Genomic DNA, 16432 nt, shown 5'->3' with positions numbered 1-16432 from the left:
CTATTTAATGTAATGATATAACAAGTATTAATTAAGACTATGTTTTATTTAAATATTGATAAAATGTATTGTTTTTTTATGTTTAATTGAGATTATAAATATAGACATGATTGTGAATTAAATAAGAAGTAATCGTAAATTATTTATGCAAAAAAACCTGCCGAAGCAGGTTTTTTATTATGCGGTTATTTAGAATTTAAAGGTTGTACTTAATTGTACACGGCGGCCTTCCTGAGTATTGCTATAACGGTTGTAATAGCTATCTGCGACTTTCTCGTAATCGTTAAAGTTTTTATCAAATATATTGTACAGAGCAACACCTATATCCCAGTTTGGCGTTACATTAAAGTTTGAACCGACGTGTAATAATGCGTATTCCTTGTAGTCACCTAGGGCGTCATAAACCTGTTGATTCGCTACAGTTAGATTGTCATAGGTTGAGGTGAAACGTGCACGTTCACTTCGATACTCACCACGCGCCCATAAATTCACAAAGTCAGCAGCTTGCCATTTAAGTGAAGCATTGACCATATGTTCTGGTGTGTCATTAAGTACAGGATTACCTAAACTACTATCTTTAATTTCAGTTTCAGTCCAAGTGTAGTTCAGACCAAATTTCCAATTGTCGGCAAATGCCCAGTTTAAACCAGCTTCAATACCATAAACTTCAGCTTCTTCGGCATTCACAGGACGAGTCACATTCCATGAATCTGGTTTGCCACGGTTATAATCCATCACCCACGGCGTTCCCACCGATGCCATGAATGCTTCACAGTCCGCTTTAGACCAATTAATACCCGAAGTTGTTGTGTTATCAGTATTACAGCTAATTTCTTTATTGCCCGTCATAATTTTATCTTCAATTTGGCTAAAGAAAGCTGTTACGTTGAAGTCAAAATTATTATTGGTAGAAAAGTATGTACCAAACTCAAAGTTCTTGCTGGTTTCAGGTTTTAGATTTGGGTTGCCAAAAGTTGGTGTACGACCCTGACCACTGACATTGACCACACCATCAGTTAAACGTTCTAAACGTGGGGCTTTATAACCTTCACTATATCCGCCTTTGAAGGTCCAGTTTTCATTTGCATTCCATACCAAATATGCACGTGGTGTCCAAAAGTCACCAAACGTATCGTGGTCGTCATAACGAAGACCAAGTGTTAATGCAAGATTGTCGTTCAGCGACCAAGTATCTTCGGCGAATAGACCCAATTGCTCAAAAGAAACTTCTTTTTTTACACGCAAACCATCACTGATACTGGCTTCCCACCATTGACCGCCTAGAGTAATACGGTGGTCTTCAAAATGTTGAGTGGTAAATTTAGTATCAAAAATCGTATCTTCACTTTCTAACACACGAGGAGTGATGGCTGTTGACATTCCTTGTGCACGTGCAGGAATTAAACGTCCAACCGTTTCTGTTTGAGTATTGATAATACTTGACTCAAGTTTGCCAATAGCATTATTCCAAGTATGTGCGAGGATCATTTTCTCACGGTTATATTCTTGAGCATCACCATAACCACCGTTTGCGCCAAGCGTCCCTAATTGACCTTTGCTATTGTCATACCATTGTTCAGTTTTTTCATATTCAACTGAAATATCATGGTCGCTGTGCGGTGTCAGGGTTAAGCGAGCACCGATAGTTTCTAGATCTGATTTAGTTGGGCTATTTCCGCCACTAAGTTCAGCACCAGTATCATCGTCATCACTACGTATTAAATCTGATTGATCACGTTCCGCTTTACGTGCACGGATTTGTAAGCCCAATAAATCTTGAATGATTGGCCCTGTTAAAAATGCATCGACAGCGCGTTGGTTACCAAAGTCTGAGTGATTTGGCAGTACTGTCCCTTCTAACGTGACCGAACCAGTCCATTCAGGTGAAACTTTTTTGGTAATGATATTGACTACACCACCAATTGCATCAGAACCATATAAAGTAGAAGCTGGTCCGCGGATGACTTCGATGCGTTGGATAGCCGAAACAGGGGGGATAAAACTATTATTCGACTCACCAAATCCATTAGGGGCAATGTCACCTGTACTATTTTGTCGGCGGCCATCAATTAAAACCAAGGTATATTCGGCGTCCATACCACGAATACGAATATTTAATCCGCCGGTTTTCCCTGCTGTAGGGCTAATATCGACACCTTCTACATCACTTAATGCATCTGCAACGGATGTAATTCGTTTATTTTTTAAGTCTTCAGCCGTAATCACGGTAATTGAAGCAGGAGCATTCTTGATCTTTTGTTCAAAGCCCGCTGCAGAAACAACAATGGTTTCCATCTGTTGAGCTTGAGATTCAGTCGTTTCAGCATGTGCGAAACTCGTAGTAGTTACAATTGCCCCAAATAAAGCAGCGGAAAGAGGGTTGAGATTAAATTTACTCATAAAAGAATACCAAATATGGACAAGATAAATATATGAAAATAAATTAAAAAAATATCATCAAGAATAATAGTGAGAAAGTTTCTCATTTTCAATGGTGAATTAAAAAATAATCAATATTTCTTCGAAAAAAGCTGAAAAATTCTAAAAATAAGAAGGGCATCCATGCCTGAATTTATAGTGTTATAATCCATTTTTGTATATCTTTAATTGTTGTCATATAATGTGGCACTTTTTTTTAAAACTGTTTTAACTAACAAATTATCGAGGAAGCCATGCAAGTAACTTCTGAAGCGGTTTCGGGCGTTGCCCGTCGTTTAAATGTATCTGTACCGACGAGCCGTATTAACGAGCAGTTTGAAGCTCGCTTGAAACGCACTGCCAAAACTGTGAAGATCAACGGCTTCCGTCCAGGTAAAGTACCTGTAAACGTTGTTCGTCGTGAATACGGTGCTGGTATCTATCAAGAAGTTGTAAACGACATCATTCGTGACACAGTATTCGAAGCGATCCAACAAGAAAAAATCAATGCTGTTGGTATGCCAAACATTGAAAAAACTGAAATGAAAGATGATGCTTTAGTTTATGAAGCAACTGTAGAAGTTTATCCAGAAGTTGAAGTTAAGTTCGAAGGTCTAGAAGTTGAACGTAAAACAACTTCAGTTGACGACAAAGACGTTGAGAAGATGATTGAAAATCTTCAAAAACAACGCGCTTCATGGGTTGAAACTAAAGGCATGGCTAAAAAAGACATGCAAGTAACTTTCGACTTTGAAGGTACTGTTGATGGCGAGAAGTTTGAAGGCGGCGCTGCTGAAGACTTTAAATTAGTACTAGGTTCTGGTCGTATGATCCCTGGCTTCGAAGACGGCATCGTTGGTATGAAGAAAGGCGAAGAGAAAGTTATCGATGTAACTTTCCCTGAAGACTACCAAGCTGAAAACCTTGCTGGTAAAGCTGCTCAATTCAAAATCACTGTTAAGCTTGTTGAAAAACAAAAGCTTCCAGAAGTTGATGCTGAATTCTTAAAAATCTTCGGTCTAACTGAAGAAGAAGGCGTTGAAAAGCTGAAAGCTGACGTGCGTAAAAACATGGAACGTGAAGTGAAAAACGGTCTTCGTAACCAAGTGAAAGGTGCAACTTTTGATGCGCTTGTAGCTGCAAACGAAGTAGAACTTCCAGAAGCAATGGTTGCTCAAGAAATTGACCGTCAACGTCAACAAATGATCCAACAATTCACTCAACAGTTTGGTGCTCAAGGCGCTAAAGCGTTTGATTCAAGCATGCTTCCAGATGACCTATTCAAAGAGCAAGCTGAAAAATCAGTTAAACTTGGCGTATTAGTCAGCAAAGTATTGGCTGATGCTAAAATTGAAGTTGATGCTGCACGTGTTGATGCTTACATCGAAGACATGGCTTCTTCTTACGAAGATCCTAAAGAAGTAATTGAATACTTCAACAACGATAAACAGCAACGTGCTCAAATCGAAGCTGTTATTCTAGAAGACCAAGTTGTAGATCACATCTTAGCTTCTGCTAAAGTAACTGATACAACTGTGAGCTATGAAGACTTATTGAAAGAGCAACAAGCTCGTCAACAAGGCTAATTTTTAGCTTTCAAAAAAAGGCGCATTAAGCGCCTTTTTTTATCGAAATTTGCCCCCAAATAAGTTGTCCTGATTTCACAATGCTTATGAAAAAAATATCTGTTATTTAATTGGGAATCTTTTGCAATTTCGACAAATATCCCTCATATTGTGAATTATGGGTTGAGTCAGAAAAATTTAGGAATAAATAACGTATGTATGTTCCAACAATTGAAAACGCACTAGTGCCAATGGTGGTAGAACAGTCATCTCGTGGCGAGCGTTCTTTTGATATTTATTCACGCCTTTTGCGTGAACGTGTGATTTTTTTAACCGGTGAAGTTGAAGACAACATGGCAAATTTGATTGTTGCCCAAATGTTGTTCTTAGAAGCAGAAAACCCAGATAAAGATATTCATTTATATATCAACTCACCAGGCGGTTCGGTTACTGCGGGTATGGCGATTTACGATACCATGCAATTTATTAAACCTGATGTTGTGACTTACTGCATGGGGCAAGCAGCATCGATGGGTGCATTCCTGCTTAACGCCGGTGCTAAAGGCAAACGTTACTGTCTTGAAAATGCCCGTGTCATGATTCACCAACCACTCGGTGGTTTCCGTGGTCAGGCATCTGACATTGAAATTCATGCACGTGAAATTCTATTCATCAAAGAACGTTTAAATCGTTTAATGGCAGAGCATAGTGGTCAAGACTACGAAACTGTTGCTCGAGATACTGACCGTGACAACTTTATGACAGCGCAAGCTGCGAAAGAATACGGTCTTGTGGACGAAGTTTTATCTAAACGCCCATAAGTTTTAAAGAATTAATTATTGGAGTGAATATGTCCGAACATCCTCAAGGACAAAAGCATTGTTCATTTTGCGGTAAAACGCAGTCTGAAGTCGGGAAACTGATTGCAGGTGAGGACGCGTACATCTGTAATGAGTGTGTGGACGTATGTCTTGACCTAGTTCAGACCAGTCAGCAAGTTGAATCAAATGACTGGGCAACTCGTCCTTTACCAAAACCGCATGAAATCCGTGCTGCGCTTGACCAATATGTGATTGGGCAAGATGTTGCGAAAAAGACCCTCTCTGTTGCGGTATACAACCATTATAAACGCCTAAAAGTTGGCACTAGTGGTAAAAAACCAGAAGACGGTGTAGAGATTTCGAAAAGTAACATTATGTTGGTTGGACCAACAGGTTCAGGTAAAACGCTGCTTGCTCAGACACTTGCGCGTCTTTTAGATGTGCCATTTGCGATGGCAGATGCAACGACTTTAACTGAAGCCGGTTATGTTGGTGAAGATGTTGAGAACATTGTTCAAAAACTCCTTCAAAAAGCCGATTACGATGTAGAAAAAGCGCAAAAAGGCATTATCTATATCGATGAAATCGACAAAATTACCCGTAAGTCTGAAAATCCATCAATCACTCGTGATGTATCGGGTGAGGGTGTTCAGCAAGCGTTATTGAAAATGATTGAAGGTACGGTTGCGTCGATTCCGCCTCAAGGTGGTCGTAAGCATCCGCAGCAAGAATTTATTCAAATTGATACTTCAAATATCCTGTTTATCTGTGGTGGTGCATTCTCTGGTTTAGAGAAAATCGTACAGCAGCGTCAGGAAAAAGGAGGTATTGGCTTTACAGCTGAAGTGCGTAAGAAAGATGAAACTAAAAAATTATCTGACTTATTCCGCCAAGTTGAAGCGACAGATTTGGTTAAATTCGGTCTGATTCCTGAATTTATTGGTCGTTTGCCAGTCATTGCTACCTTGGAAGAACTCGACGAAGAAGCATTGATGCAGATTCTGACAGAACCAAAAAATGCATTGACACGTCAGTACCAATATTTATTTGAAATGGAAAATGTTGACCTCGTATTTGAAGACTCAGCATTACGTGCCGTGGCTAAAAAAGCCCTTGACCGTAATACGGGTGCGCGTGGTCTACGTTCGATTTTAGAAAATTCATTGCTTGAAACGATGTACGACCTACCAAGTCGTTCAGATGTGGGTACGGTTGTCGTCAATGAAGCGGTGATTAATGGTGAAGCGGAACCTGAATTTAAATCAGAACGTCAACCAAAGAAAACTGAAGAAGCTGCACCGAGGTCAGATTTAAAAGTTGTGAACTCTAAATCTGCTTAAGCGCTATTCGTCTGAAACGTGTGTAAATCCAAGATTTGCACACGTTTTTTATTTCCAAAAATAAAAGCAGAATGTTAATCTCAGCAGGATGGCGTGGATGCCTGAATGTAAAAAACTGAAAACAAAAGTGTAAAAATAAAAAAAGACGCAGTGAGGGATAATCATGCGTGGAGTTGCAATTCTACTTTTAAGCAGTGTAGCGCTGCTGGGTTGTCATGGAAAATCAGCCGTTGAGCAAACGTCATTGGCTTCAACATTAAAGCCTGTGGATCCTGAAAGTACACCGGGTCATATTGAGCAATATCGATTGGGTATGTTTACCATTGGTGGTTGGGTCAATCAGAAACAAGGCCGACATTTTCAAGAAGTGAAAGCTCAGCATGATCAAGCAGCGATTGTGTATTTATATCGTCCAGACAGTAAATGGAATCGTCAAGAAATTGTGGCCAGCAGCTTATTTCTGAACAGTGAGCGTATTCCAAGTTTATTGAATAATCATTATTACTGGGTGGAGTTACCTGCGGGGAATTACCGCTTATCATCGAGTCGCCCTTTGGGGGTGAATCATTTTCAAAAACCTAAATATTTAGACTTTGATGTTGAAGCAGGTCAAACTTACTTCATTAAATATGATGAAGAGAATTTATCCAGTAAAAGAACGGTTTCAGGGCCATTGCTGCTCATGCCTGAAAAAATTGGTCGAAATGAAATCGCATTTACAGAGTTGAAATCCAACAGTTTTAACTTTGTGGCAGAAGATCAAAACACTGGAAAAGTGCGGAAAAGTGCGCAGAAGTTGAAAGCACCTCATTATGATCCTGCGGAAGATGTGCAGTTGACCAAGCCTTTTAAACTGTGGAATCCATTAACTTGGTAATGTAATTAGCTCGTGTTTTTGAGTGTGTGAAAGCATTAAATAGCGAATGTCATTCGACAGACAGTCTAAATATTGACAATAAAAAAGCACCCGATGGGGTGCTTTTTTTTGATCTTGAATGTGGCGAAATTAGTTCGCAGCAGCATCAACTACTGGGATTTTACCAATTTTTGCTTGCCAGATTTTTGGTGCAGTTGCGTGAACAGAAGTACCATTTACGTCAACAGCTACAGATACCGGCATGTCTTTTACAACAAATTTGTAGATCGCTTCCATACCTAAGTCAGCAAATGCTACAACTTCAGCTTCACGAATCGCTTTCGATACTAAGTAAGCAGCACCACCAACAGCCATGAGGTAAGTTGCTTTGTTGTCTTTGATTGCTTCAACAGCAGCAGGACCACGATCCGCTTTACCAATCATACCGAACATGCCAGTTGCTTCAAGCACTTGACGTGTGAACTTATCCATACGTGTTGCAGTTGTTGGGCCAGCTGGACCAACCACTTCGTCACCGACTGGATCAACAGGGCCAACGTAGTAAATAAATTTACCTTTTAGGTCAACTGGAAGTTCTTCACCTTTGTTTAACATGTCAACCATACGTTTGTGCGCAGCGTCACGACCTGTATAGATTGTACCGTTAAGAAGTAGTGTGTCACCAGGTTGCCAAGAGTTCATTTCTTCTTGAGTGATGTTATTTAAGTCAACACGTTTAGATGTTGATGAATCCCAAGTTACCGCAGGGTAGTCTTCAAGGCTAGGCGCTTGAATATGCGCTACACCTGAACCGTCTAATTGGAAATGCGCATGACGAGTTGCAGCACAGTTCGGAATCATACCTACTGGTTTACCCGCAGCGTGACATGGGTAGTCTTTGATTTTGATATCAAGAACAGTCGTTAAACCGCCAAGACCTTGAGCACCAATACCTAAAGCATTTACTTTTTCGAAGATTTCGATACGAAGTTCTTCGATTTGGTTTTGTGGGCCACGACGAAGGAGTTCGTCCATGTTGATTTCTTCCATCAATGCTTCTTTTGCAAGCATCATGGCTTTTTCAGCAGTACCACCAATACCGATACCGAGCATACCAGGAGGACACCAACCTGCACCCATTGTTGGAACAGTTTTAAGTACCCAATCTACGATAGAGTCAGAAGGGTTAAGCATTGCAAGTTTAGATTTGTTTTCTGAACCACCACCTTTAGCAGCAACAGTAATATCAACTTTATTACCCGGAACGAGTTTGTAGTGAATTACAGCAGGGGTGTTGTCTTTGGTATTTTTACGACCAAAAGCAGGATCAGCTAATACTGATGCACGAAGAATGTTTGAGTTTTCAAGATAACCTTGACGTACACCTTCGTTAATTGCATCGTCTAGGCTCATGGTTAAATCAAATTTAACGTCTAAGCCCACTTCAAGAAATACGTTCACAATACCCGTATCTTGACAGATAGGACGATGGCCTTCTGCACACATACGAGAGTTAATTAAAATTTGTGCAATCGCGTCTTTTGCGGCTTTGTTTTCTTCACGGTCATACGCACGGCTCATCGCTTGGATGAAGTCCTGTGGGTGATAGTAAGAAATGAACTGAAGCGCATCTTTTACCGATGTGATCAAGTCATCTTGCTTGATAATAGTTGTCATACAAATATCTCTTGAGCGGGCTGTTAGCTAGCGGGCTAAATTATAAGACAAAAACACAGTTGTGTGGGTATTTCGCTTAATCTTTGGCCGAAAGTTTAATAGGCTTAAACAGCGCCATGTTTCGCAGTCATAAATGGCCTGAAAATGACGTTTTAACTGTCATATTTCATGAAATATTTGTCACAAAACTAGAGGGAGAGATATGTTTTTATTTTCAAACTATTGAAAATAAATGATATTTTTTGTTTTTGAATATTTCATATTTGTCATATAACTGTCATAAAACTTTTACATAATGACGTCATCAAAGTTAGAGTGTGAAATATATGGTTACTCCAGTGTTGTCAGTTATTGGTTTTTCTCTATTTATCGCAGCAACTTGGTTCTACGGTCAACAAGAAGATCAAGCCTAAAGCTTTATCTTCTTTTTTTTTGCTTTAAATTTTATAAAAATAATATTCTTCTTCAAATCTTCAAATCTTCAAATCTTCAAATCTTCAAATCTTCAAATCTTCAAATCTTCAAATCTTCAAATCTTCAAATCTTCAAATCTTCAAATCTTCAAATCTTCAAATCTTCAAATCTTCAAATCTTCAAATCTTTAGTTTCAATGATCAATTTTGTGTAAAAGTGCTTTAAAATTGAGTCTAAACGCGACAACATTTGATTATTTAACATATTGCCAAACATCAGGATCTTCATAATTTTCATCGATATGGTAGCCTTGTACTATAACTTCTTTTTCATCAATTTCTCTTGATTTTTTATTTCTTATCAGCTCATTTGCAAATGCTTGTTCTAACTCTTTTGAGGTCATTTTGTAAGTATCAATATTATTCTCTGAATCATCCATTGAATTTCTTTCATCATAACGAATCGTATTGAAAGCATAACGAACCATATATTGTTCTTTACCATCTTCAGTTTTTTGAGTTTGTTTTATACTCAGATCCAAAAGGATACCATTGGCATATAATCGGTAGCCTATAGAGTTCCCTCCAACTGTATTTATTATCTTTTTCCATTCTTCATAATTAAAGATATAAGTCGGGTCAATGACATCACCTGATTTCATTAGATATCGAATATTATCATCCTTTGCTATTCGTGCAGAAAAACGATAGAAATAATTTTTCCATTCGGCCTGATTTATACGTTTCATTAAGTCAACATAAGCTTGGTGGGCTTGTTCAGGACGTACAAATTCCTCTTTGTTTAGCCCTGCATTAATATCAAGCCCTTGTATTCCATCCTCATTATTAAACGATGTTCCTAGAACTGAAAATACATGATCTATCACTAAGCTATTCTCACCATTTTCAACTTTAATCTGACCTAAGTTGGGCGGTGTAAAATCTAACTCTCTAAAACCTGCTCCAGATGGATGACTATCGGGATGCCCAAGATTATGTTGAGAAAAATCTTTAAATCCTTGTTGGCCTAAATGTAAACTAAAACGCTGTTGATTCATGACATTATTCTCTGTATTTTTTGCACTAGGTTGACAAGCTGAAAGGAGATAACCCACCATAAAAATAACAATGCAGTAATTAAATTTTTCCATCATTACTATCCTTTCCAACTGTAAAATTAGCTTTGCTATCGCCCCATTTCGCAATAATTTTTAGTTCTTCTTCTAAAAAGTATCTTCCTTTATCACTTTGCATTAAACGATGATATTTTTCTGCTGCTTTTTTAATCCATTCCATACGGCTATCATAATTGGCTACTTTAGTGTTTGATAATGGTTCGCTGTATACTGTTTCTGGTACCTTATCGAGTACACCGGCGTGTCGCCCCTGATATTCTCTTTCCATGTTTTTGATATTATAAGAACTCGGCAGAATACTTTTCAATTTTGGTAGATATTCAAAAGCACTTTTAATTTCTAAAGTGCTTTTAAGTTTTTAATTATGGGTAAACAATTTGACCAAGGAACGTTTATAACTTCTTCTTTAATATGAGTAAATTTGGAAACATCACGTTGAGTTCGGCATTGATTAAAAGAGGATGAAGACATGCTCAAAGCATAATGCCAAGGTGCAATATCCATAAATAGCCATAAGTTACCTTTTGCAAAAGTATGTACAGGATCACGAATTACCCCTAGTGGAATCCATTTATATTCCCATGCAGTTAAACCATGTTTAAAATGGCAGCTAAGATTATTTGAAGCAAATGCACCTAAGCCCATCCAATAGTAACGGCCAACTAAATCTTTGTTTCGATGTTTTTCTTTTTCTAGATAAATATTGGCATAAACTGAAGCAATACGTCACGCCCTAGTTTCATATCCAGGCTCTAATTTATGTAAATTTTTCCTTTTATTTTTTAAATTAGATATGTGTATCAGAGCTTTGATTTCTTTTTTTAAGCGAAGAATGAATACATTATTGGTCATGTACCAAATACTCAAAATTCAGCCATAGAATTTAAAAGAAATTTCCACTAATTCTGAGCCATTTTTAATATAATGGAAGTTATATAAAACAAAAAACCACCCAGTCTTTCGAAAGGGTGGTTAAGAACTCGAAACTAAAATTAAGCTTCTTGTTGTTCGGATTGAATCGCCGTTAATGCAATGGTAAACACGATGTCATCGACCAATGCGCCACGAGACAAGTCATTTACAGGCTTGTTTAAACCTTGCAGCATTGGGCCAACACTGACTACATTTGCAGAACGTTGAACTGCTTTATAGGTTGTATTACCTGTATTTAAATCAGGGAAAATAAACACATTGGCACGACCAGCCACTTTAGAGTCAGGTGCTTTAGAACGTCCCACACTTTCCACCGATGCAGCATCGTATTGAAGCGGGCCATCAATGAGTAAATCTGGACGGCGTTCTTTGGCAATGCGTGTTGCTTCAGCCACTTTCTCGACATCTGCACCTGCACCAGAAGTACCTGTTGAATACGAAATCATCGCAATACGTGGGTCAATACCAAAAGCTTTCGCTGAATCTGCAGATTGAATCGCAATCTCTGCAAGCTGTTCTGCATTTGGATCTGGATTAATGGCACAATCACCATATACATAGACTTCATCTGGTAACAGCATAAAGAACACAGAAGAAACCAGTGAATAATCAGGTGCAGTCTTAATCAATTGGAATGCAGGACGTACAGTATTCGCCGTAGTATGTACTGCGCCTGAGACTAAGCCATCCACCTGATCGAGTGCAAGCATCATGGTACCTAAAACCACAGTATCTTGTAGCTGTTCACGTGCTTGTAGATCATTGAGTTTACCTTTACGCAGCTCAACCATTTTAGGCACATAGTTTTCACGAATCAGATCTGGATCAATAATTTCCAAATCATGTGGAAGTTCGATATTACGTGCTTTTGCAACTTCAATCACGGCTTCAGGTTTTGCCAATAAAATACAGTGTGCAATGCCACGTGATTGACAAATGGCAGCCGCCTGAATGGTGCGTGGTTCATCACCTTCAGGTAGAACAATTCGTTTTTTCGCAGCAATAGATTTTTGTACTAATTCATGACGGAATGCAGAAGGGGACAAACGGGGTTGATACGAACCATTCAATACTTCAGTAATCCACTCAGCATTGATGTGGCTTGAAACAAAGCGGGTCACTTGTTCTGCACGTTCTACGTCATCGACAGGAATTTCATTGCCTAAATTTGAAAGTTGTTGTGCCGTTTCAAAAGTGCTTAAAGGCGTATGTAAAATCGGTAAGCCTTGCTTAATCGCGGTTTGGCAGAAATCCAAAACTTGTGGGTTCGGTTGATGGTGTTCAGTCAAAACCAAACCGGCAAGTGGAATACCATTGCTACTTGCAAGGCTAGAAGCCAACAACACATCAATACGGTCAGAGGCGCTGATAATCAGTTCACCTGCCACAAATTTGTGAAGTTCATGTTCAATATTAGAGGCAACTAAGCTGCTATGTAGTACGCGTCGATGAGCAGCATCGCCTTGGTTGATCCATTCTGATTGAATATGCGTCGCCAAGTCAGACATCCGCGGTACGCTGAGCGTATTACTAAATGGAACGAGGCCAATAACAGGTAGCTGTGTAGAACCAATTTGCGGATTACTTTGTTGTAATTCGAGTACAAATTTATTGGTGTCACTAATTAAACGCAGATTTGGATCAAGTGTGACAGGAATTTGCGCAGACTCTTCTGGCAAGCCACGTGTGCGCATAAACAAAACACCCGCAGTACGTTCAGATGCAGCACCACCAAATTGGCGTAGTGAACTGTCAATTTTCTCAGCCGTTTTCGTGGCATTTTGAATATCTGCTGTGCTGACAATAATTACTTTAGCATCAAGAGCTTTTGCTAAAGTTGCGTTGAGTTCTGAGGCAAAGTTATCTCGGCTGTTTGGAACCAAGCCTTCAACAATAATCAGATCATGCTTTTTTGCAATTTCACGGTGCAAACGAACCGCTTCTTCGAGCAGTTCATCACTTTCATCATGACTGATTTGCTTCACGATGGTGGCATGATGAATAGGTTCTACCGTTTCATTATTAAATAAATGACGATAAAGAGCCGTTGTACGGTCCACGGTATCTGCGACATTTTCCTGTGAAAATGGTTTCAGAAAACCTGCTTTGACCCCTTGGCATTCCAAAGCATAAATTAAACCTAAGCATGCAGATGTTAAACCTACACCTTCCCCAGTTGGCACGAGTAAAATTGTTTTCATACGGTGTCTAAATTAAAGCTAAAAATTAATATTGAAGGCGAAGGGGCTGATGCGATTGCTTATGCAATCGCAGCTTCAGCATCAGACTTTTTTGTAGCAGACGCTGTCACCTCGTCTACAACATGCTCAGTTTCTTTGGCAATACGGCCTTCTTCATCGGTTGGAACAACCCAAATTTGTGGGCCAGTTCCGTGGTCAATACGACCTTCCGTACCGCGTTTTAAGTTGTCATTTAATTCTTTACTAAGGTTGAAACCAAAGTGTGGTAAATATGAAACGGTTTTTTCACGAATGTAGGCAGAGTTTTCACCAATACCACCGGTAAAGAATAAACCGTCAATACGTGGTAGACCACAGCTGAGACCTGCCAAAGATTTTGCTAAACGGTAGCAGAATACTTCAATGGCAAGCGCGGCATCTTCATTGCCTTGTTCTGATGCTTCGATCAATGTACGCATGTCATTTGAAAGATCAGACAAACCGAGTAGGCCCGATTGGCTGTTCAGCATTTTGTCGATTTTGTAGATATCCCAACCTAAGTTGCTCGCAAGGAAACTGTGAATACTTGGGTCAACATCACCACTACGCGTGCCCATAACCACACCTTCAAGTGGTGTTAGACCCATTGAAGTATCTACAGATTGACCATTCCAAATCGCACAAGTCGAGCTACCATTGCCTAAGTGAGCAGTTAACCAGCCACCTTGTTTAAAGCTGCCTGCCAACATTGAGCCACGCTCAGATACGTAGGCATGGCTTGTACCGTGGAAGCCATAACGACGCACGTTATGCTGTGTGTACAAGAATTTTGGTAATGCATAACGGTATGCATGAGACGGCATCGTTTGGTGGAATGCTGTATCAAATACGGCTACTTGCGGAAGTTCAGGGAACAAACGCATGGTTGCTTCGATACCCACCAAGTGAGCCGGGTTATGCAATGGAGCAAGCGGAGTTGCTTCACGAATACGTTCAATTATTTCTGGTGTTAATAGCTCAGCTTTGGTTAATGTACCGCCGTGTACCACGCGGTGACCAATCGCTTGAGGATTATGGTGAGCCAAACGCTCTAAAATAGTTTCGAGGGCTTTTTCATGGTCAGCATGTGGAATAGACAGCTCAAGCGCAGCACCACCCGTAGTGACCCCTTTAATACGTGCATCAGCAGAACCTAGGTTCTCGGCCAGACCAAAAATACGATCTTCACGGCGCTCAGAAACTAACGCATATTTGATAGAAGAAGATCCGCAGTTAATTACTAATACTGATGTAGACACGTTTAAATACCCGAATTCTAATTGAAATACTTATCCATAATGTTGATCTGATTGCAGTTGTATTGATTGATGCAATTTAGATCTGTGATGATGTTTTATCATGGGTTTTTTTATCGTCCTAGATAGACTTTAGGAGATTAGACTTAAGCACTATCGACCCTGAGCACAATAATAATTAAAATTTATCAGTTCATAGTTTTCATTTATTAATAAAATAATCCTCAAAATTTATACGATTTAAGGGATATACATAGAACATAACATGCGGTTGCTGCGCTGTAATCCTAAAATTGTTGCAAAAAAGCAGGTAATTTGAACTTCTCTTATTTTTCTGAAGCATTTAATTGTCAAAATATCTGTTTTTCGATTCTAGATCCTGTGTGTTTGCAGGCTTATATTTCAATATGTGAACCTTGGGTCTAGTTTTTTAAATTGCCATAAAAAAAGCTGTGCCTTTAATCAGAAAAGCACAGCTTTCATTGTCTTATTGGGTGTTATTGGCGAATTTGACCATCACCAAACACAATCCATTTTTGAGAAGTCAGACCTTCTAGACCGACTGGACCACGTGCATGGATTTTATCGGTTGAAATACCGATCTCAGCACCAAGACCATATTCAAACCCATCTGCAAAGCGCGTTGAGGCATTGATCATCACTGAACTCGAATCTACACGCGCTAAGAACTGACGCGCCAAACTGAAGTTTTCGGTAATGATTGAGTCGGTATGGTGTGAGCCATATTTGTTGATGTGCTCAATCGCTTCATCTAAGCCAGTAACGACTTTCACTGCCAAAATCGGGCCTAAGTATTCGGTATACCAATCTTCTTCAGTTGCAGGAACAATCGATTCACCCAAAATGCGCTGCGTTTCAGCACAGCCACGAAGTTCAACTTTTTTCTCCGCATAAAGTTCAGCAATGCGTGGTAAAAACTCTTCAGCGACATTTTCATCGACAAGTAAGGTTTCCATGGCATTACATACGCCATAACGGTGTGTTTTGGCATTGAGCGCAATAGGTAATGCTTTTTGCAAATCAGCCTGAGCTTCCACAAAAACATGGCAGTTACCATCAAGATGTTTGATGACCGGCACACGTGCTTCATTGGTAATACGCTCAATTAAGCCTTTGCCACCACGAGGTACGATCACATCGACATATTCAGGCATGGTAATTAATTGGCCAACCGCAGCACGGTCTGGGGTATTAAGCACTTGAACGGCATGTTCAGGCAAGCCAGCGGCAGTTAAGCCATGTTGAATCGCTGCTGCAATTGCTTGGTTAGATTCCAAAGCTTCAGAACCACCACGTAAAATAATCGCGTTACCTGATTTAAGCGCTAAAGATGCGGCTTCAAGGGTTACATTCGGGCGAGATTCGTAAATCATGCCGACAACACCTAGTGGCACACGCATTTTTCCTAACTGAATACCTGTCGGACGAAAGGCCATATCGGTGATTTCGCCAATCGGGTCAGTCAGTGCGATTACATCTTTTAGACCTTGAAGCATGCCTTTAAAGCGTGTGGGGGTAAGTTCTAAGCGATCAAGGAGAGCACTATCCAAGTTGTTGTTATGCGCTTTGGTCATATCCACTTGGTTAGCTGCCAAAATTGCAGTTTCACTGTTTTGTAAAGCAGTATAAATTGCTGATAAGGCATTATTTTTAGTCTGGGTAGAAGCCCCTGCGAGCACACGTGATGCTGTGCGTGCTTGCTGTCCTACCGTTTGCATGTATTGTTCAATAGACTCTTGCATAGCGGTTTGATCACTTAGAAATTTCAACTCGATAT

Annotated in this window: 10 protein-coding genes and 1 pseudogene; 4 read left to right on the top strand and 7 right to left on the bottom strand. The window is 39.7% G+C overall.

The window, feature by feature from the left end; translation table 11 throughout:
• Nucleotides 1-189: 189 nt before the first annotated feature.
• Complete coding sequence (locus FTV38_RS02085; RefSeq protein ID WP_180021071.1) at nt 190-2400, bottom strand: TonB-dependent receptor domain-containing protein; 2211 nt, start codon at nt 2398-2400, stop codon at nt 190-192.
• 272 nt (nt 2401-2672) lie between these two features.
• Here FTV38_RS02085 and tig point away from each other — a divergent pair, with 272 nt between their 5' ends.
• From tig to FTV38_RS02065, 4 genes are all read left to right on the top strand, one after another.
• The gene (gene tig, locus FTV38_RS02080) at nt 2673-4004 is read left to right on the top strand and encodes a trigger factor (protein ID WP_078192708.1); all 1332 of its coding nucleotides are present in this window, start codon (nt 2673-2675) and stop codon (nt 4002-4004) included.
• A gap of 194 nt (nt 4005-4198) precedes the next feature.
• Nucleotides 4199-4804 carry an ATP-dependent Clp endopeptidase proteolytic subunit ClpP gene (gene clpP, locus FTV38_RS02075; protein WP_078192707.1) on the top strand — a complete coding sequence of 202 codons (606 nt, stop codon included), beginning with the start codon at nt 4199-4201 and terminating at the stop codon, nt 4802-4804.
• 29 nt (nt 4805-4833) lie between these two features.
• Nucleotides 4834-6144 carry an ATP-dependent protease ATP-binding subunit ClpX gene (gene clpX, locus FTV38_RS02070; RefSeq protein WP_180021069.1) on the top strand — a complete coding sequence of 437 codons (1311 nt, stop codon included), beginning with the start codon at nt 4834-4836 and terminating at the stop codon, nt 6142-6144.
• Nucleotides 6145-6307: 163 nt separating this feature from the next.
• Nucleotides 6308-7021, top strand: a complete 714-nt coding sequence (locus tag FTV38_RS02065) for a DUF2846 domain-containing protein (protein WP_180007185.1) — start codon at nt 6308-6310, stop codon at nt 7019-7021.
• Nucleotides 7022-7150: 129 nt separating this feature from the next.
• Here FTV38_RS02065 and FTV38_RS02060 read toward each other — a convergent pair whose 3' ends face one another.
• The 6 genes and pseudogenes from FTV38_RS02060 to FTV38_RS02035 form a co-directional block, all read right to left on the bottom strand.
• Nucleotides 7151-8677 carry a fumarate hydratase gene (locus FTV38_RS02060; RefSeq protein ID WP_180021068.1) on the bottom strand — a complete coding sequence of 509 codons (1527 nt, stop codon included), beginning with the start codon at nt 8675-8677 and terminating at the stop codon, nt 7151-7153.
• Nucleotides 8678-9344: 667 nt separating this feature from the next.
• Nucleotides 9345-10244, bottom strand: coding sequence for a hypothetical protein (locus tag FTV38_RS02055; RefSeq protein ID WP_180021066.1), 900 nt, complete (start codon nt 10242-10244; stop codon nt 9345-9347).
• Nucleotides 10228-10949, bottom strand: a pseudogene (locus tag FTV38_RS02050) (DUF2515 family protein). The gene FTV38_RS02055 and the pseudogene FTV38_RS02050 overlap by 17 nt, the downstream one beginning before the upstream one ends.
• A gap of 269 nt (nt 10950-11218) precedes the next feature.
• Entirely contained in the window at nt 11219-13360 is a 2142-nt protein-coding gene (gene pta, locus FTV38_RS02045) for a phosphate acetyltransferase (RefSeq protein ID WP_180021064.1), read from the bottom strand.
• Nucleotides 13361-13419: 59 nt separating this feature from the next.
• A complete protein-coding gene (locus FTV38_RS02040) occupies nt 13420-14637 on the bottom strand; it encodes an acetate/propionate family kinase (protein ID WP_180010213.1) in 1218 nt (405 codons plus the stop codon).
• Between the two features lie 494 nt (nt 14638-15131).
• Nucleotides 15132-16397 carry a glutamate-5-semialdehyde dehydrogenase gene (locus FTV38_RS02035; RefSeq protein ID WP_180021062.1) on the bottom strand — a complete coding sequence of 422 codons (1266 nt, stop codon included), beginning with the start codon at nt 16395-16397 and terminating at the stop codon, nt 15132-15134.
• Nucleotides 16398-16432: the final 35 nt, after the last annotated feature.

This window comes from Acinetobacter sp. YH16044, assembly GCF_013417145.1.
GTDB lineage: Bacteria > Pseudomonadota > Gammaproteobacteria > Pseudomonadales > Moraxellaceae > Acinetobacter > Acinetobacter amyesii.
This window is presented reverse-complemented; position numbering and strand designations above follow the sequence as displayed.